This window comes from Pedobacter panaciterrae (genome assembly GCF_013204795.1).
GTDB classification, from domain to species: domain Bacteria; phylum Bacteroidota; class Bacteroidia; order Sphingobacteriales; family Sphingobacteriaceae; genus Pedobacter; species Pedobacter panaciterrae.
In genome coordinates, this window is sequence record NZ_JABMKW010000020.1 from 227,206 (window position 1) to 246,082 (window position 18,877).

At 39.2% G+C, this 18,877-nt stretch carries 17 protein-coding genes; 5 read left to right on the forward strand and 12 right to left on the reverse strand.

Annotation, left to right across the window (positions count from 1 at the left end; translation table 11 throughout):
* Nucleotides 1-48 precede the first annotated feature (48 nt).
* The 4 genes from HQN86_RS19770 to hemN all read left to right on the forward strand — a co-directional run bounded on the left by HQN86_RS19770 (nt 49) and on the right by hemN (nt 4,203).
* Complete coding sequence (locus tag HQN86_RS19770; protein WP_172662619.1) at nt 49-1,233, forward strand: PAS domain-containing sensor histidine kinase; 1,185 nt, start codon at nt 49-51, stop codon at nt 1,231-1,233.
* 2 nt (nt 1,234-1,235) lie between these two features.
* On the forward strand, nt 1,236-2,300 hold the full coding sequence (locus HQN86_RS19775) for a response regulator (RefSeq protein ID WP_172662620.1): 1,065 nt from the start codon (nt 1,236-1,238) through the stop codon (nt 2,298-2,300).
* 81 nt (nt 2,301-2,381) lie between these two features.
* Nucleotides 2,382-2,852, forward strand: a complete 471-nt coding sequence (locus HQN86_RS19780; RefSeq protein ID WP_172662621.1) for a Rossmann-fold NAD(P)-binding domain-containing protein — start codon at nt 2,382-2,384, stop codon at nt 2,850-2,852.
* Nucleotides 2,842-4,203 carry an oxygen-independent coproporphyrinogen III oxidase gene (hemN, locus tag HQN86_RS19785; protein ID WP_172662622.1) on the forward strand — a complete coding sequence of 454 codons (1,362 nt, stop codon included), beginning with the start codon at nt 2,842-2,844 and terminating at the stop codon, nt 4,201-4,203. The genes HQN86_RS19780 and hemN overlap by 11 nt, the downstream gene beginning before the upstream one ends.
* Before the next feature lie 7 nt (nt 4,204-4,210).
* Here the strand turns inward: hemN and HQN86_RS19790 are convergent, their stop codons facing one another.
* From HQN86_RS19790 to HQN86_RS19835, 10 genes are all read right to left on the reverse strand, one after another.
* Nucleotides 4,211-4,897: a sulfite exporter TauE/SafE family protein gene (locus tag HQN86_RS19790; RefSeq protein ID WP_172662623.1), complete on the reverse strand. Its 687-nt coding sequence runs from the start codon at nt 4,895-4,897 to the stop codon at nt 4,211-4,213.
* Nucleotides 4,894-5,322: a FixH family protein gene (locus tag HQN86_RS19795; protein ID WP_172662624.1), complete on the reverse strand. Its 429-nt coding sequence runs from the start codon at nt 5,320-5,322 to the stop codon at nt 4,894-4,896. The genes HQN86_RS19790 and HQN86_RS19795 overlap by 4 nt, the downstream gene beginning before the upstream one ends.
* Before the next feature lie 4 nt (nt 5,323-5,326).
* A complete protein-coding gene (gene ccoG, locus HQN86_RS19800) occupies nt 5,327-6,724 on the reverse strand; it encodes a cytochrome c oxidase accessory protein CcoG (protein ID WP_172662625.1) in 1,398 nt (465 codons plus the stop codon).
* 1 nt (nt 6,725) lies between these two features.
* Entirely contained in the window at nt 6,726-7,523 is a 798-nt protein-coding gene (locus HQN86_RS19805; protein WP_172662626.1) for a cbb3-type cytochrome c oxidase N-terminal domain-containing protein, read from the reverse strand.
* Nucleotides 7,520-7,687: a hypothetical protein gene (locus HQN86_RS19810; RefSeq protein WP_172662627.1), complete on the reverse strand. Its 168-nt coding sequence runs from the start codon at nt 7,685-7,687 to the stop codon at nt 7,520-7,522. Before HQN86_RS19810 ends, HQN86_RS19805 begins: the two co-directional genes overlap by 4 nt.
* 17 nt (nt 7,688-7,704) lie before the next feature.
* The gene (gene ccoN, locus HQN86_RS19815; protein ID WP_172662628.1) at nt 7,705-9,816 is read right to left on the reverse strand and encodes a cytochrome-c oxidase, cbb3-type subunit I; all 2,112 of its coding nucleotides are present in this window, start codon (nt 9,814-9,816) and stop codon (nt 7,705-7,707) included.
* Nucleotides 9,817-9,885: 69 nt separating this feature from the next.
* Complete coding sequence (ccoS, locus tag HQN86_RS19820; RefSeq protein WP_172662629.1) at nt 9,886-10,068, reverse strand: cbb3-type cytochrome oxidase assembly protein CcoS; 183 nt, start codon at nt 10,066-10,068, stop codon at nt 9,886-9,888.
* Entirely contained in the window at nt 10,065-12,461 is a 2,397-nt protein-coding gene (locus HQN86_RS19825; protein ID WP_172662630.1) for a heavy metal translocating P-type ATPase, read from the reverse strand. The genes ccoS and HQN86_RS19825 overlap by 4 nt, the downstream gene beginning before the upstream one ends.
* A 166-nt stretch (nt 12,462-12,627) precedes the next feature.
* On the reverse strand, nt 12,628-13,014 hold the full coding sequence (locus HQN86_RS19830) for a sigma factor-like helix-turn-helix DNA-binding protein (protein WP_172662631.1): 387 nt from the start codon (nt 13,012-13,014) through the stop codon (nt 12,628-12,630).
* A gap of 327 nt (nt 13,015-13,341) precedes the next feature.
* Nucleotides 13,342-14,520 (reverse strand): formylglycine-generating enzyme family protein, encoded by a 1,179-nt coding sequence (locus HQN86_RS19835; RefSeq protein WP_172662632.1) that lies wholly within the window; start codon nt 14,518-14,520, stop codon nt 13,342-13,344.
* 383 nt (nt 14,521-14,903) lie between these two features.
* Here HQN86_RS19835 and HQN86_RS19840 point away from each other — a divergent pair, with 383 nt between their 5' ends.
* Nucleotides 14,904-16,604, forward strand: coding sequence for an arylsulfatase (locus HQN86_RS19840; RefSeq protein WP_172662633.1), 1,701 nt, complete (start codon nt 14,904-14,906; stop codon nt 16,602-16,604).
* 2 nt (nt 16,605-16,606) lie between these two features.
* On the opposite strand, the gene HQN86_RS19845 is transcribed toward HQN86_RS19840, so the two are convergent.
* A complete protein-coding gene (locus tag HQN86_RS19845) occupies nt 16,607-17,458 on the reverse strand; it encodes a sugar phosphate isomerase/epimerase family protein (RefSeq protein ID WP_172662634.1) in 852 nt (283 codons plus the stop codon).
* A gap of 101 nt (nt 17,459-17,559) precedes the next feature.
* On the reverse strand, nt 17,560-18,435 hold the full coding sequence (locus HQN86_RS19850; protein ID WP_172662635.1) for a LamG domain-containing protein: 876 nt from the start codon (nt 18,433-18,435) through the stop codon (nt 17,560-17,562).
* Nucleotides 18,436-18,877: the final 442 nt, after the last annotated feature.

Consider the following 18,877-nt stretch of genomic DNA (forward strand, 5'->3'; position numbering starts at 1 on the left):
TATGTTAGGCCTGATCGTGCTTTTATTACATTTGTGTAAAGAAAAACTATGGACGGAGCTAAGCTGCTTAAGGCAATAATTGAGACTGCAATTGATGGAATTCTAACGATTGACCACAGAGGTATAGTAGAAAGTCTTAATCCTGCTGCGTTAAAGCTTTTTGGTTATACGGCTGAGGAAGTTATTGGAAATAACATCTCAATGCTAATGCCTGAGCCTGATAAAAGCGGCCATGACGGGTATCTTCACCGTTATCAAAGCACCGGTGAAAAGCGGATCATTGGCAAGGGCAGAGAAGTCAGGGGATTGCGCAAAGATGGCACAACCTTTCCTTTTCGCTTGGCAGTAAGTGAAGTGCGTTACGACCACCGAACGATATACACTGGTTTTATCCATGATCTGTCAAAGGAAAAAGAAGCAGAACAGCGGTTAAAGGAATATGCAGCTGAGCTTGAAAACCTTGTTGATGAGCGTACAAGATCATTAAAAGAGTTGGTTCAGGCATTAAGAGTTGCAAAAGAAGAGGTGAGTATTTCTCTGGTGAAAGAGAAAGAACTGAATCAAATGAAAAGCCGTTTTGTATCCATGGCCTCTCATGAATTCCGAACTCCTTTGAGCTCCATACAATTGTCTTCGGTTCTTATCGAAAAATATGCGGTACCATATGATAATGAAAATATTAGAAAACACGTAAATAAGATAAAAAATGCCGTAGGTAATCTTACGACCATTTTGAATGATTTTCTTTCTCTTGAACGGCTTGAAGCAGGTAATGTAGAACCTTCCTTCCAGTCATTTGACCTGGTTAAGTTAGCTGAAGAAATAACCGAAGAGATGCAAATGATAGCTAAAGAAGAGCAAAATATAATTTATCAGCATACCGGTGTGGATAGTGTAGTTTATCTTGATCAAAACTTGCTTAAGAACTGCATGATAAACCTGATATCCAATGCGATTAAGTACTCCGGTGAACATACTTTTATTGAGTTTAATACCGAAATTACCGATAATGCATGCATCGTGACAATTAATGATAACGGTATTGGAATTCCTGAGTCAGATCAAAGAGATCTTTTTCAGCCATTTTTCAGAGCGAATAATACAGGGAATATTCCGGGTACGGGTTTGGGCTTAAACATTGTATTGAGGTATGCAACGTTAATGAAGGGGACCGTAGGTTTCACCAGTACGCTTAATAAGGGAACTAAGTTCACATTATCATTCAATAAATAGAGATGAGGGAAAAAACAAGGATACTTATTATCGAAGACAACAACGATATAAGAGAAAGCACTTCTGAAATTTTAATGCTTGGGAATTATGAAGTGTTCCAGGCAGAAAATGGCAAGCAGGGGATAGAACTTGCCATAAAATATTTACCTGATGTGATATTATGTGATATTATGATGCCCGAACTTGACGGGTATGGCGTATTGTATCTGTTGAGTAAGGCACCTGAAACATCTGCTATACCTTTCATCTTTTTAACCGCCAAGACCGAGCGGATTGATATAAGAAAGGGGATGGAAATGGGGGCGGATGATTATTTGACCAAACCATTTGATGATGTAGAACTTTTAAATGCCATAGAGAGCCGGATTAAGAAGAGAGACTTGCAAAAGCAATTATACAGTCAATCGCTTGATAAATTAGATAATCTTTTGAGTGGTAATAGAGGACTCGAGGAACTTTCAAAGTTAATTGCTGAGCGAAAGGTGAGACAAATCAAAAAGAAACAGGTTGTTTACTATGACGGAGATCCAGTAAATGGTATTTATCTTGTAATTTCCGGAAGCATAAAAACTTTTAAAGTTGCTGATGACGGTAGGGAATTATTAACCGGAATACATGGCGCAGATGAGTATTTTGGCGTTGCCGCTTTGTTAGCGAATGAGAACTACCGGGAAACAAGTGAGGCTATAGAAGATACCTCCCTGTGTCTTCTTCCAAAGGGATTTCTGGAACCCTTGCTAAATAAATACCCTGCAGTTGCATCTCAGTTTATCAGACTCTTAGCCAATAATATATTAGATAAGGAACAGCAGCTGCTTCAGCTGGCCTATCATTCAGTAAGAAAACGGATGGCAGAAGTTCTGATCAGGTTAAGTTCTAATAAAGAAACGGTAGTTGATACTGTGACATTAAGTATGTCTAGGGATAATTTGGCTTCAATGGCAGGAATGGCGACGGAAACTGTGAGCAGAATTTTAAGCGATTTTAAAGATGAGGGCTTGATTGAGCGAAAGGGGAGTCAGATCTTGATTCTTGATCATTTGAAATTACAGACCATGAAAAACTGACGAAGATCACTAATTTGATGTGATTAACCTCATTCTTTGCCAGTAAGCTACGACTTAATTTTGATAGATAAAATCAATAGAATGAGAGTTGTAGCGTATAGTATTAAGTCAACTGAAAAAGAGCCATTGGCGATAGCCAACCGCAAGAAACACGAAATTACACTGATATCCAATTCATTGTGTGCAGAAACGGTGTTTTATGCAGAGGGTAAGGACGCCGTTGTTGTGTTTACTGATGATGATGTTTCAGCCAATGTAATCCATAAGCTAGCTGATCTAGGTATTAAATATATTGCAACCAGATCAATAGATAGTTCACATATAGATCACAAGGAGGCTTCTAGTCACAATATTAAAATTGCCAGCGTTCCGCCCTGGGCGCTAAGTGGTATTCCCGAAAATGAACTTCCAATGGCACTTGCATCACAAACCATCAACAATTTGGATAAGTGGGAAGGTCGTAAATGCTTGGGAGAGGCCTGCATATGTTCCAGATCTTGTGATCAGCATCATAAAGAAGTTAACATAAAATCTGACAGGGATGATAAATAGCAGCTTGACCATCGACAAATACCGTGTTGCTGCACCAAGATATACCAGCTATCCCACTGTGCCATTTTGGGATGCGCAGCGTTTTGATAAAAATAAATGGATTAACAACCTCATTACTACGGTTCGCAATAGTACCGAAGGTTTAAGTTTATACGTACACTTACCTTACTGCGAAAGCCTGTGTACCTATTGTGGATGTAATACCAGGATTACCAAAAATCACGGTGTAGAAATTCCTTACATTAATGCTGTATTAAAAGAATGGGAAATATATCGCAGCCATCTTGGCATAAAGCCGATAATTAAGGAGATACATCTGGGTGGGGGAACACCAACTTTTTTTAGTCCTGAGCATCTGGAATTGTTAATTGATGGCCTTGTAAATCCCTCAGATTTACATGAAGATGCTGTGTTTAGCATTGAAGGTCATCCAAACAATACCACCGATGAACATCTGATCCTTTTATATAGACTGGGGTTCAGACGGATAAGTCTGGGTATTCAGGATTTTGATAAAAAAGTACAGGTTGTAATCAACAGAATTCAGTCTTACCGATCAGTTGAAAGGGTAACAAGGAAAGCACGACAGATAGGCTATCAGTCCATTAATTATGACTTGATTTATGGACTTCCGCTTCAAACCTTAACGGGTCTGGGCAAAACAATACAATCTGTATTAAGGTTAAAACCAGATAGAATTGCATTTTACAGTTATGCTCATGTTCCATGGATAAAACCCGGGCAGCGCAAATATACAGAAGAAGAGTTACCATCGGCAGAAATGAAAAGGAGTTTATATGAGCTGGGAAGAGCTAAGCTGATTGCCGGCGGTTATTCGGAGATAGGTATGGATCATTTTGCACTCAAAACCGATAGTTTATACCATGCCCAGCTGAATGGCCAGTTACACAGGAATTTTATGGGCTATACGGAACAATTCAGTACAGTCTTAATTGGATTAGGGGTTTCATCTATAAGCGATTGCTGGACGGCCTTTGCCCAAAATATAAAGAATGTTGAAGAATATATGAGTGTTGTTAGTAAAGGAGAATTGCCAGTTACAAAAGGCCACATTTTAAATGATACCGATCTTGTAATCCGAAAGCATATTTTGAATTTGATGTGTAGAGGGTATACATCCTGGAAAAAACCAGAAGAAATGCATGAGAAAGTAGACGAAGGAATTAAAAGAATGAAATGGCTGGCCCAGGATGGCTTGGTAATGCTTTCAGATCATGACGTCCGGATTACCCCGTACGGAAAAAGATTTTTAAGGAATATATGTATGGCCTTTGATGCCAGACTTTGGGCAAGCCAGCCCAGCACTCAATTGTTTAGCCTAGCAGATTAATATCGTTTTATCTGCATTCTGCTGCACTGGAATTTGGTTTTTGTGGACTTAAATAGGGGATGTTTAATTCCAGTCCCCTTAATAAAAACCAGAAACCCAGAATTAGCATTGCATAAGGAACAACTTTATTGAGCGACCTTCTGAAAGTGAAACCAGAAAAACCGACAATAATTGCCGCACCCAGCATTAATGGTATTGTTCCTACTCCAAACCAAAACATATAAATGATACCTTGCTGAATGCTCTCCGTATTTAATGCTCCAGCTAATGCAAGATAAACGAATCCGCAAGGCAACAGGCCATTTATCATTCCAATGATCAGGTGATTTAATTTATGTTTAAAGGCATAATTGAATAGCTTGTTGAATGGGTTTAATATTTTTAAAGGGGTTTGTTTAAGAAAAGAAATTTTAAACAATCTGGAACATGCGGCTAATAGGATTAGTACTCCGGTGAGCACACTAATGCTTTGCTGGATACCTGCCTGCCATATTTGCTTTCCAACTAAACCGACCAATGCACCCAGAAAGCAATAGGAAATTAAACGGCCTAATTGATAAATTAATTTATTCCACACCAAATATGCCCATCCTGGATGCCTTAATGGCACTGCAAAAGCTAATGGCCCACACATTCCAATGCAATGGAGAGAGCCTAATAATCCGATAAAAAATGCAAGCCTTTCATTACTCATGGCATTAAGACCTCCTGCTCACTTAAATATGTTTTTCCGTTTTCCGCCTTCCATTGTATGATAAACTTCCAATGTCCTTTTGCCAGGTCTGTAGATCTCAGCATCACACTGGCGGCACTGTCAGTCTTAAAATTCATCATCTTGTCCATGCTTTTTTTTGCTGTACGCATTATTTTTAAGGTGCCAGCAGCTTGTGTCTTAAACGTTATTATTAAATTGTCACCTGAGAATTCTATATCAGGTGATGCATTATCTTTTATTACCTGCTCTTTTTGCCGGTATTGGTCATTGTACCTTAATCCTTTTTCATAATAATCGTTGTCCACCAAAGCGTCATTTTCACTACGCATCATTAGTACAGCCAGAATTACAATAAAGGCCATAAATGACAACATTCCAATAATTAATTTCGTTCCCCAATTCATATTCTTAATTGTTTGCAGGTGCTATAAAGGTAGTTTCAAACCGATCTACCACTTTCTTTTCAGATTGCAGTTTGAAACTGATCTTGGTTTTATATTTTCTGATTGTGCTTTGAGGCAGGATTACAAAAAAAGTTGCTTTGGTACTGCCTCCATATGCAATAGCATCGGGTTTTTGGATATACTGAATGCGTGCATGCTCATCATCGGGTATTATTTCAAATTCCACAATTTTATCCGTTTTGTTCACCATTTCTGCAGTGTACAGATTGCTTACAGTCTGGTCTTTGTCCCTGAGCTGGTATAATGTTCCGCTTGCGCGCAAAATGGTTGTCTGCACATCTGATCGTCTTATGATCATAAAGGACAGAACAATTATAAGGACTGTCAGTACAGCACTGTATGCGTATATTTTTTTGCTGATCTTAAAGGTGGTTTTTTGCTTGATCTCACTCTCAGATTTAAAGCCAATTAGTCTTAAAGGCCTGTTGATTTTCGTCATAACCATATCGCAGGCATCTATGCATGCGGTGCAGTTAACGCACTCCAACTGAGTACCGTTCCTGATATCTATGCCGGTAGGGCAAACCTGAACACATAATTTGCAATCAATGCAATCTCCAGATGGAGTATCCTGTCCCTTATTTATTTTTTTTCTGGGTTCACCACGCTCATAGTCATAGGCAACAATAATACTCTGGTTATCCAGCAAAACCCCTTGCAATCTGCCATAGGGGCATACTACTGTGCAAACCAGCTCCCTCATTCTGGAAAACACGAGATAAAATACGAATGAGAATAACCATATTGAAATAAATCCCGAGAGATGATCTTTTACGGGTTCAGTCACAATGCTGATCAGTTTGCCGGATCCGATCAGATAAGCAAGAAAAACATTTGAGATCAGAAATGAGATACAGAAAAAAAGAAAATGCTTTGACGTCTTTTTAAGGAACTTACTGAAGGTTAATGGTGCTGCATCGAGTTTTCTCTGCTGATTGTGATCTCCTTCTATCCAGTTTTCTATTTTTCTGAATACCATTTCCAGAAATATGGTCTGCGGGCAGGCCCATCCACAAAAGACCCTTCCGAATATTACTGTAAACAAAACAATGAATACTATAAAAATCAGAAGTGCAAAAGCAAACAGGTAAAAATCCTGAGGCCAGAATACAATTCCAAGAAAAACAAACTTCCTTTCTATTACGTTTAACAGCACAAGTTGTTCACCGTTCAATTTTATAAACGGAGCACAAATCAGCAATAAAAGGAAAAAATAGCTAACCACAGAACGGTATTTGTACAGTTTTCCTTTTATTATCTTCGGATAGATCCATTTTCGTTTCAGGCCATCATCAGTAAGCGTGGATACCTGATCTCTAAAATGTGCTGGTGTTTGTGACATCTTATTGTTGTTTTACACCCTGTGGTGCCTTGGCTCCGGCAGGGTTGCTCCCTTTGAGAGACATAATGTAGCTGGCCAGGTCGGCAATTTGTTTAGGCTTAAGTGTTTTTTCCCATGCAATCATACCTTTATCAGGTACTCCATATTTAATGGTTTTAAAGATATTCTTAACACCACCGCCATGAATCCAGAACTCATCGGTTAAGTTTGGTCCAACCAAGCCTTCTGCATGCTCACCATGGCATGGGGCACAGGCAGTTTTAAAAAGTCCGGCTCCTGCGGTAAGCACCCCGGCATCTTTGGATTGCTCTACATTGTTCTCATTTATTTTATTCCCGGCGCTTCCTGGTTTTTGAAGAAAAGCAATTTTAGCGTCTTCAGCCTGTCTTAACTCTATTGCATATTCCTCTTCCTGTAAGTTTCCCAAACCAAATACGTGGTAGCTTAGTAAATAAATAATGGCGAAAATGATTGTTCCATAGAATAGAACCATAAACCATGCAGGAGTAGGGTTGTCCAGCTCTGCAATTCCATCAAATTGATGTTCCATTACGATATCTTTCTCCTCAGCGATTGGCCTTAAGCCTATTAATTTTACCCAGATTGATGGTTTCTTAGGTCGCGCGATTTCGGTCTTTTCAGCAGCAATACGTCTTAACCTTTTCTCTTCAGGTGTTGCGAACTGAGTAGGGTTCAGGCTTTCATGCACATATACTTTAATTACCTTTAGAAGCAGCACTGATACTGCAAGGAGCAATACTGCGGTAATCAGTAAGGCCCAGATAAACATATCTGTCATTGTACATCATCTTTTAAGGGTAATTCACTCATATACTTAATCTTATCCTTTTTCATTATCAAAAGCAATGCAGCTACCATAATGAAGAATAATAGGAATATGCCAAGTGATGTTATTAAATACACCTGGCTACCATCTACCTGATTTAAAAATTGTTTAAACATCTTTAAGAATTTTAGTTCTACTTAGCTTTAATGTCTGTACCTAATCTTTGCAGATAGGCTATAATTGCAATAATTTCTTTGTCGCTTTGAACACGTACGTTGCTTTTGCGAAGGTCCGCAGCAATCTCTTTTGCCTGGTTGTTAAGATGACTATTCGCCTTATGTTCAAAACCAGGTTCATATGGAACACCAAGAGTCCGCATAGCATTAATCTTGGCAATGGTTGTAGTGGTATCCAGTTTTTGGTTAATCAACCACTCATACGGAGGCATAATACTTCCTGGTGACATGGTTTGAGGATCCAATAGGTGATTAAAGTGCCATGCATTGGAATATTTATCACCTTCCCTTGCCAAATCAGGGCCGATACGTTTTGAACCCCAAAGAAATGGGTGGTCATATACGAACTCACCGGCTTTACTATACTCACCATACCTTTCTGTTTCGGATCTGAAAGGCCTTATCATTTGGGAGTGGCAGCTCACACATCCTTCTCGTATATAAAGGTCCCTTCCCTGCAATTCAAGCGGTGAATACGGTTTTACACTACTAATAGTAGGGATGTTTGATTTTATGGTAAATGTCGGCATCATCTCAATCATCCCCCCAATTAAGATCACTATTAAAGACAATACCATAAATACCATTGGTTTTCGCTCGAGAATTCTATGAATTTTTTTGTCTGAACCTACCGCCTCATAAGTTTTTGAGAGCGGCTGTGCTTCTGCAGGTTCGTTGGCAAGTAGTTTTCCTGCTCTGGCGGTTTTAATGATGTTATAGGTCATTACTATGACACCAATCAAATACATGGCGCCACCTATGGCTCTTAACACATACATTGGAATGATCTGCAATAAGGTTTCAAGAAAACTGGGATATTTAAGCATCCCGTCTTCAGTAAACTGTTTCCACATTAAGCCTTGGGTAAAACCTGCAAAGTAAAGCGGCACTGCATAGAAAATAATTCCCAGTGTTCCTATCCAAAAGTGAAATGCAGCAAGCTTTTTTGAGTACAGGGGTGTTCTGTAAATTCTGGGTATTAACCAATACAGGATACCGAAAGTTAAAAAACCATTCCAGCCCAATGCACCTACGTGTACGTGGGCAACAATCCAGTCCGTGTAGTGGGCAATAGCATTAATTTGTTTTAGTGCAAGCATTGGGCCTTCAAAAGTGGCCATACCATATGCTGTTAAGCCGACAACCATAAATTTCAATGTGGCATCTTCTCTCACTTTGTCCCAAGCTCCACGAAGGGTTAACAAGCCATTGATCATGCCTCCCCAACTGGGCGCGATGAGCATAATAGAAAACACTACACCTAATGATTGTGCCCATGATGGGAGAGACGTATATAGAAGATGGTGAGGACCTGCCCAGATGTAGATGAATATCAGCGACCAAAAGTGCAGGATACTTAACTTATAAGAATATACCGGTCGGTTAGCCATTTTTGGAAGAAAGTAGTACATCATTCCCAAATAGGGGGTAGTTAGAAAGAAGGCTACGGCATTGTGACCGTACCACCATTGAACTAAAGCATCCTGAACACCGGCATACAAATAATAACTTTTAAACAATGATATGGGTAATTGAAATGAATTGACAATATGTAAGACAGCTACCGTAACAAAGGTTGCGATGTAAAACCATATCGCAACATACATGTGCTGTTCTCTTCTTTTGATAATTGTACCAAACATATTTATCCCGAAGACCACCCAAATCACGGTTATGGCAATGTCAATTGGCCATTCCAGTTCAGCATATTCATGAGATGAGGTAAAGCCCAGCGGAAGCGTAATTACCGCTGAAACAATAATAAGCTGCCAGCCCCAAAAATGAATTTTACTTAACATGTCGCTAAACATCCTTGCTTTCAGCAACCGCTGTAGGGAGTAGTAAACCCCCATAAAGATGGCATTGCCCACAAATGCAAAAATTACAGCATTGGTATGCAAAGGCCTGATGCGCCCAAAAGTTGTATACTGCGAACCCATGTTTAGCTCGGGCTTAAAAAGCTGCATAGCAGCCAGAAGCCCGACTGTCATGCCAATGATTCCCCAAACAATGGTGGCTACGGCAAAGTTCCTAACGATCTTGTTATCGTAATAGAATTTTTCAGTCATATTGAAATTATAGTTAACGGTTGTAAAATTACTGCTGCCAGGTACGGCTATATGTGATGTAAGTTTTAGCTAGGCATGATCTTCGTCACTTATTTGTATTTCCCTTTCGGCTACCTCGTCATCAAAAAGAATTCTTACAGCCGGGGTAAACGTATCATCATTCTGACCAGATTTAATCATCCAGAAAAAAGCCAAAAGAAACATCAGGGCTAGTAAAATACTACAGCCAATGAGTAAATAAATCATGTTCATAGTAATTTGTTTTTATGTGCAAATAGTCTTACTGCAAGCGAGGTGAACAGGATTATTGTAATGGTACTTAGTGGCATTAGTATCGCCGCCATCAATGGTGATAAAAGGCCTTGTACGGCAAAATATAATCCGGCTGTATTGTACATCAGAGAAATGACAAAGGACATTCTGATTACTTTTACCGCGTCTTTTGCCTGTTGGATAAATTGAGGAATTTTATGAAATGATAATCCATCCAGTATGGCGTCGCATCCAGGAGAAAAATTGTTTATGTTATCCGTAATGGCAACGCCCAAGTCACTTTGTTTAAGGGCACCTGAATCATTTAGTCCGTCGCCGAACATTAAAACTTTCTTTCCTTCTTTTTGAAGTTGTTGGATATAGTCAAGTTTGTCTTGAGGAGATTGTTCAAAATGTAGTTTGCTGCTGTCCTGGAAGAAGGGGATGAGCTGTTTTTTTTCGTGGTTATGATCTCCCGATAGCAGATGTAAATCGGCCTGAGTATTTAGCTTAAACATCAATTCTTTAAAGCCATTTCTCCATTGCTGCCTGATAGTGAAAAAACCCACATATACATTGTTAATCATTACATGGACGGCACTGCCCTCAGAAGAGCTTTTCAGTGGAAGGTTAAGGAAGGTAGAACTTCCCAATTTTACATCATTTCCATTAACCTTACCACTGATACCTCTTCCAATCTTCTCGGTATATTCCTGCACGGAATAGATTGCAGGTTTATTAATAAATTTTGTCAACTCCCGACTCAGCAGATGTCCGGAATTTCTTGCCAGATCACTGATTAATTGCATTTGAGCATCAATGATAGTTCCGTTAAACTGAAGTCCGGCCGCATTTGGATTAGTTATAGTGCCGGTTTTGTCAAATACATACGTGTTAATACGTGCCAGCTCTTCAACCACAGCGGTATTCTTCAGATAAAATCTGTTTTTATCAAAAACTGATAATACAGCTGCCAGTGTAAACGGTGAACTCAGGGCCAGAGCACATGGACAAGCAATAATTAAAACTGCGGTAAAGGATGCCAATGCTTTAGAGGGATCTGTGGAAATCCAGAAAATGCCTGCACCTAATGCAATAACTAATAGAACGATACTAAAATACCTGCTGGCAGTATCACTAAATGTTTTGATACGCTTCTTCGATTCAATAAAAGCACTATTATTCCAAAGTTGCGTAAGGTAGCTTTGCGACACCGGCTTTAATACCTCCATTTCAATAGAACCTGATAGTTGTCGGCCACCCGCATAAATAATTTCTCCCAGTGTTTTTTTTACCGGGATGGATTCCCCTGTTACAAAACTAAAGTCTATTTCAGCCTCGCCGTTGAGTAGAATAGCGTCTGCCGGCAAAATTTCCTGACTTCTGATTAGAATTCTGTCACCCGTTTTTAAATCACTGAGGGGTATTGGCCTTTCCACTCCTTCGTTTATGGTGGTTACTGCAACAGGAAAGTAGGACCGATAATCTCTCTCAAATGAAATATGATGAAAGGTTCTTTCCTGCATCCACTTTCCTACTAAGAGAAAGAAAACCAATCCGCAAAGTGTATCTACAAACCCAGCTCCGGTTTGCGAGATGATTTCATAAGCAGAACGCAGAAACATAACCAGGATACCAAGTGCTAATGGAAAATCAAGATTGAGTCTCTTTGCCTTTAGATTTGTCCACGCAGAAATAAAATACTCCCTTCCGCTGTACAAAACAACAGGTAATGAAAATGCAAGATTAAGCCATCCAAAGAAATTCTTAAATTCGCGTTCAAAATCGCCAAGACCAAAATAATCAGGAAAACTTAAAAGCATTACATTACCAAAACAGAATCCTGCCACAGCAATTTTGGTAATGAGGCTTCTTTCTGTTTTACTTGATTGTCCTTTTTTTACAATATCCTGCAAGCTTATTAAAGGCTCATAACCTATTGAAGAGAGCAATTGTGCCAGCTGTTTTAAATTAGTTTCATCATTTTTAAATGTTATAGAAACCTGTTTTTTAAGGAAATCAACTCTTGACTGCAATATTCCTGATTGCAAAAGATGAAGGTGTTCTAATAACCAAATACACGAACTGCAATGGATGGCAGGTATATATAACGTTACAATTGTTTTGATTTCATCTTCAAAATCAACAAGTTTACTGACAACCTGTGGAACCTCCAGGTAGTCAAAATTTGAGGTAGCCTTACTTTGTGTTTTTCCGGGAATCTTATTGTAAACATAATAGTTTGACAGGTTATGCGCTGTTAAGATCTCATAGATGGTTTTACATCCGGAACAACAAAACCGCTTATTATTCTGTATGTATTGCTGGGCTATAATGTCGTCTCCGCAATGAAAACAATGCTTCTCTGATGAAATTACGTTTTCTTTTAACATCTATATTTAAAGTATGCTTCAAAGTTGAGTATTTAAGCAAGACGAAAAAGTGACAGAAATCCTACCTATTTATGATATGTATCACTTTTGAGCTAAAACAGATGTTTAGATTTAGTGGTGCAACGTGTTAATCCTTCAAGGATAGTCAGGATGACATTTACGTCTTTTAATGAAAAACGTAAATGTCTAAGTGCGTAGGAATCTGATTTTCTACGGTACGTTTAGAAATCCATAATTCGTTTGCGATCTCCTCATTGGCCAGTAACTGTCCGCGGTTCATCAAAAAGATCTGTCTGAACCTTTGGGGCAGATGAGCCAGATAAGAATCCGCCGCCAATTCCATCTGCTTGTTGATTAGGTTGTTATATCCCTCGTTTTGGGAAGTGCAGTCGCTGTAAACCCCCTCCTCCATACTTTCTTTATAATCAATCGGGTATACTTTACCGGAGGCCATATACTTGTATACCCTGTATCGGTGCGCAGAGGTTAGGCAGGCGTTAAAGGATGGTATCTGAAGTGTGTCAACCAGACAAAATGGTGATAAATATATCATGAACAATTTGCTCACAAACAACTGAGTCCCTTATATAGGAATAATAAGCAGTGCTGTAAATTTTGGCTGAGTAGTGATGAAATAACACAGCAAATGCCCGCCAGTACAGATAATGTAACATTGAATTCCTTAGCTGCGTTTACTATGGAAAACTCAGGGACAAAGCAATACCTCGAGTTTTTTGAACCCCGTAACATTAGACACTTTAAGATGATATTTAAATCAGGTTATAAAAACGGGCTATTTATAGCTATAACTGAGATAGGAATGTATAAGAGATAGTACGTTATAAGATCAGCGGAGTTCTCTTTGAACTCCGCTGATCTTTTATTTTTTTGACGCAGGTTCAGACCTTACACATCTGAAACCAGTATTTTGCAAGCCTGTATCAGGCGATGATTTCATTCTGGCTGCTACTCTGTATCCCTTACAATAAGAACTGTTACACATAAATGAGCCTCCGCGAGTTACTTTTTTTGGAACGGTAGGCTCATCCGGGTCAAAACTTTTATCCGGACCTTTAGGATTGGTAACTGTTTTACCTTTCTGAGTATCATAATAATCATTGGTATACCAGTCCGACACCCATTCCCAAACATTTCCGGCCATATCGAATAAGCCGTATCCATTAGCAGGGAAGGATCCGGTAGGGGCTAAACCATGAAAGCCATCCCAATCCGTATTTGTGTCCGGAAAACTTCCTTGCCAGGTATTCGCTTTTGGTTTTCGACTCTCAATTTGTTCATTTCCCCAAGGATATATTGCGTTCTTCTGGCCACCACGTGCGGCATATTCCCATTCAGCCTCAGTCGGTAGTCGTTTACCAGCCCATTTAGCATAAGCATTTGCGTCTTCCCAGCAAACCTGGGTAACCGGATAATTGTCTTTTCCTTTCAAATTACTTTTAGGCCCCTCAGGATGCCTCCAGTCGGCTCCGGGTGTCCATGCCCACCATTGTGATGCATCGTGTAAAGAAACGGGTCTAGAGGGCGGATTAAACGTAAGAGAGGCCGCTACTAATAAATCGTCTGATGGTTTTGGAGTACCTTCAGGTAATTGCTTTTTGATTTCTTCCCAATCTGGCTTTCGCTCAGCAACGGTTTTGTAACCCGTCGCTTTAATAAAAGCAGCAAACTGCGCGTTGGTAACTTCTCTCTCGTCCATCCAGTAGCCATCAAGTTTAACCTGGTGTGAAGGATATTCATCGGCACGCCCTTCCTTGTCGACGGCACCCATTAAAAATGTACCCCCTGGAATCCACTTCATGCCCTTAACTGATCTGCTTGAATTTGATGATAACAATGAGTCTTGTTTGCCTTGTACCGATACGCCATACCTGTTAGGTAAATTGTCTGAACAAGATTCATCAGCGGTCTTAACATTTTCAGATTTATTTGCCTGACTGCAGGAAAGTCCAATAATGAGTGTCAATAAGAGGAGGGTTCCTTTGCCACTATAGGCAGGGGTAAATAAATGGAATACTTTTTTAAAATTAACTATGTTCATTTTTACAAACACCACCCGGAACTAAGTAGTCGTCGTTGGTTTTTTCAGATTAGCTTATTGTATGATTTTCTACAACGAAGATAACCAATTAATACCTATGATTTTTTTACTATTATTATTAGTAATTTCATTTATCCTTATAAACCTCGGTCAAAATTATATTTGGTTAAATAAACAACGCTAAAGTTTAGCTTTTTTATTCGATGACAAATAGATGTAAATCAATATATTTACAAGTTTTATATCAATAAAATTATAATATAAAAAGTGACCCGTATTTAATACTTTGTCTATCAGATTCTTTACATGATTTTAAATAAAAGAGATGACATTTTACTTATTCGTTGATATATTAGTACTGCAACCGACCTAATTTATCAACCATGTTTTTAAATAAATCATTCGTCATTTTTGGCCTTTTAACATCGGCAGTCATCACGGCATTTACCTACTCGGCTACTAAAAAAATAGGTGTTAAGCCTAAAAAAGATAACAGACCAAACATCGTATTAATCATGGCCGATGACCTCGGTTATTCGGATATAGGTGCATATGGAGGCGAAATAAAAACCCCAAATCTCGATTATCTGGCGTCCCAGGGAATCAGATATAAGCGATTCTATAACACATCCCGCTGCTGCCCTTCAAGAGCCGCATTACTTACTGGAGTGTATAATCATAATGCAGGCATAGGTGAAATGACTACAGATAGGCATGTGGATGGCTATCGCGGTGCACTGGGTACCGATGTGGTTACTCTTGCCGAAGTATTAAAAGATGCGGGTTACAGGACTGCAATGTCCGGAAAATGGCATGTATCCAATACCGTTGAGCAAGACACACCAGAAGCACAGCTCGACTGGCTTAATCATAAAACTGAACATCCGCTATTTTCACCTCTTGAACAGTACCCCACAAACAGGGGATTCGAAAAGTATTTCGGCACACTTTGGGGGGTCGTAGATTATTTTGATCCATTCAGTTTGGTTAGTGGAACAACGCCAATTAAAAGTGTACCTAAAAATTATTATCACACTGATGCTATTAATGATAGCGCCGCTACCTACATTAAAGATTTCAGTAAGGGAGACCAACCATTTTTCCTATATGTGGCACAAAACGCACCTCACTGGCCTTTACAGGCAAAGCCTGAGGATATTGAAAAATATAAAGATACTTATAAAGGTGGGTGGGACGCAATAAGAGAAGCCAGGTATAACAGAATGGTTAAAATGGGGATTATTGACCCTGAAACGACAAAGCTGTCTCCCCGTATCAACGATGAACTTACGTGGGGAAATAATCCAGATAAGGAGTGGGGAGCAAGAGCAATGGCGGTACATGCTGCAATGGTAGACGAAATGGATCAGGGCATCGGAAGCATAATAGACGCATTAAAAAAGTCGGGAGAATTGGATAATACCCTTATAATCTTTTTAAGTGATAACGGGGCAAGCCCTGAAGATTGTTCAAAATACGGTAAAGGGTTCGATAGACCGGGTCAAACAAGAGACGGAAAGGAGATCATCTACCCTGTAAATAAAAAGGTATTTCCCGGGCCACAGACAACCTTTGCGTCAATAGGGCAAAGATGGGCCAATGTAGCCAATACACCTTATCAGTATGCCAAAGAGCAATCATATGAAGGTGGTGTCCGTACCCCAATGATTGCTTTTTGGCCTAAAGGAATAACCGCAAAGAGAGGTGCTATGAGTAATCACGTAGGGCATGTAATGGATTTTATGGCAACCTTCATCGAGATTGCCAAGGCAAAATATCCGTCTGTGTATAAAGGAAAATCAATTAAACCGATTCAGGGTTTAAGCTTAACTTCTTCATTTAAAGGCCAAGAAAATGGTGGACATGAATTTCTATTCAATGAGCATTTTAAAGCACGATACGCACGTTCCAAGCAGTGGAAACTGGTTTCCTTATCCAATGACACTACATGGCACCTTTATAAGATACAGGATGATGAAACAGAGCTAAACGATCTGGCTGCTAAGTTCCCCGAAAAAGTAAAGGATTTAAGTGAAAGATGGCATAAATGGGCAATTGATAACCACGCTTTACCTAAAAAGTAATATTAGCGAGTGCCATCACAGACACCCCTGAAATACCCAACCGATTCCGCTATTCCGGCTAATGGGTCTTTCATATCTTTTTCGTACTCTAAACTGCAAGAACCAGTGTAGTTTATCTTTCTCAGCATTTTCACATATGCCGGAATGTCAATTACACCACGACCAAGCTCACAGGTGCTGCCATCTTTTGTGGCGGCAGTTACGTTTTTTAAATGCATATCAAAAATGCGTTTAGAAAACTTCTGGAAATCAGCCACCGAATCGCGCCCGTCTCTTTTGTTGTGCCCCATATCAAAGCATATTCCTACGCGCTCATCAAGGTTTTTGATGAGGTTGTATATACTTTCAGCGCTTGGGTATAATTTATCTTCTGGGCCATGGTTATGGATGGCGTATCGAATGTTATATTCTTTTGTTTTTTGGGCAACGTATCCCAGGTCGGCATGTAAGGGGATGCCTACGACCAAATCAACGCCGACTCTTTTGGCGTAATCAAATGCATCGTCAATTTCCTGCTTCGTTTTAGTGTATATAGGCCCTACTGCATAGCCTGTTACGCCGTTCTCTTTAAGCTTAGCGTGAAATGCAGCAATTTCTTCTGCAGTACTTTTATAAGGCAGATGAAAGTCTTTAATACACAGGTAATGCACATCAACCTTTTTCATCATTTTAAGTGATTCATCCAGATTGAAATTAATAAAGCTATAACCGGCAATACCCAGTTTAAATGGATCAGGCTTTCCTTTATCAGATTTCAGTTTAAATGGCTCGGCATAAACAGATGGTATACTGGCCAGGGTAGTTGCAGCTACCCCTAATATTCCTTTGTGCAAAAAGCTTCTTCTTGTAGTCATAATGATTTCACTAGTTTCCGAATTTAGTGTTTAAATTCATGTAGTTCAAACTTCGGCCAACGAAAATGCTTCGCTTTTCAGCGAAAACGTTTGCGTAATGTTTAATTTGGCGAATCAATAATACCGTACATTTTTTTGAGTCCTTTTGCCATTCTGTTTAACTCCTGATTACTTAAGGGACGATCATAAAGCAGGAATCTTGAGATTTCGCCAATAAAGGATTCTGTGCCGGGATGCTCAATAGCATCGCGTTCCTGGCCAATAGAAAGCTTTGAAGGGTTTGCTAGTTTGTTAACGGGGAAGGGGTGGCTAACAACAGGCAAAGCACCATTGTTTAAGTACAATGAAAGCGTAACAGTATCAGTTCCTTTACCCATTCGGCCCATTAAAAGATAATACTTGTCAAATTCAAGCACAGCGTTGGCTGTAACTTTAGGGTTGTTGTTATCCCAGCGGCCAAAGGTTATTCCATTTCTGCTGCCCATCCAAATGCTATTGTTGTCATTAAGTCCTGCCCAGATACCTTCATAATTTCCACCATTCTTTAAATTGCCAAAAAAGGAATTTACATCTTTTAGCTCTCCAGATTGTTTTCCAGCCTTTAAAATGCAAAACCAAGTGTATCCACTCCCTGTAAGTAAATGGTCAAACGCATCCTCGTTATGCGCAACAAGTTCCTGTTTATTAAAAATAATTGCATTGTGGCCGTTTAGCTCAGAAAGCTTATTTCTTAAAGATGGCATCCCGGAACCCGTAACTTTTCGACCTTCATCTCTTTTCACAAATTCCTTAACCGCGGGCGCTGAAGCCTGGTTAATCCATTTCTCAACTCTGTTGTCTTTATTTGCAACCACTCCCTTGTCAGCATCCAGATCAACAATTAATCCCTTTTTCAGAATGTTTGCTGGCGATTTGACCAATACGAATCCACATAAAACAGATGTCAATAATATTAGGATGATAGCTATTTTATTCATTGCTTGTATTTGTTAACAGATGTTAAATTAAAGAGTTAAATCTTGCCTCAAGATAAATATTTAATCAATTAGATTTTTATTAAGATAGTTTTTCTGAAAAACAAAGTATGCCATGGAAACAAAGACTGGAGGTAGCAACCAGGTTATTCTGTATAGGATTATAAGAAACACGATGTTAAACAGTACGAAAATCCAAATCAGATAATTTTTTATGTTTAAACCAATCCAACAAAGTAAGCTTCTAAATAAGATAAGGATGCTAAAAGCCTGTAGAAGAAGATTAATTGAATGTATTCCGAAATTACCTATAAACCAAAGTAGCTCGGGGAGCATTAATATTGCATGGTTTAAAAAAGATCCTAAAAACTGCTTTGATATGCTGTAAGGGAAATTCCGCGAGAAATAAAGATACTTCTCGTTAAAACGAAATTCACTGTAGATA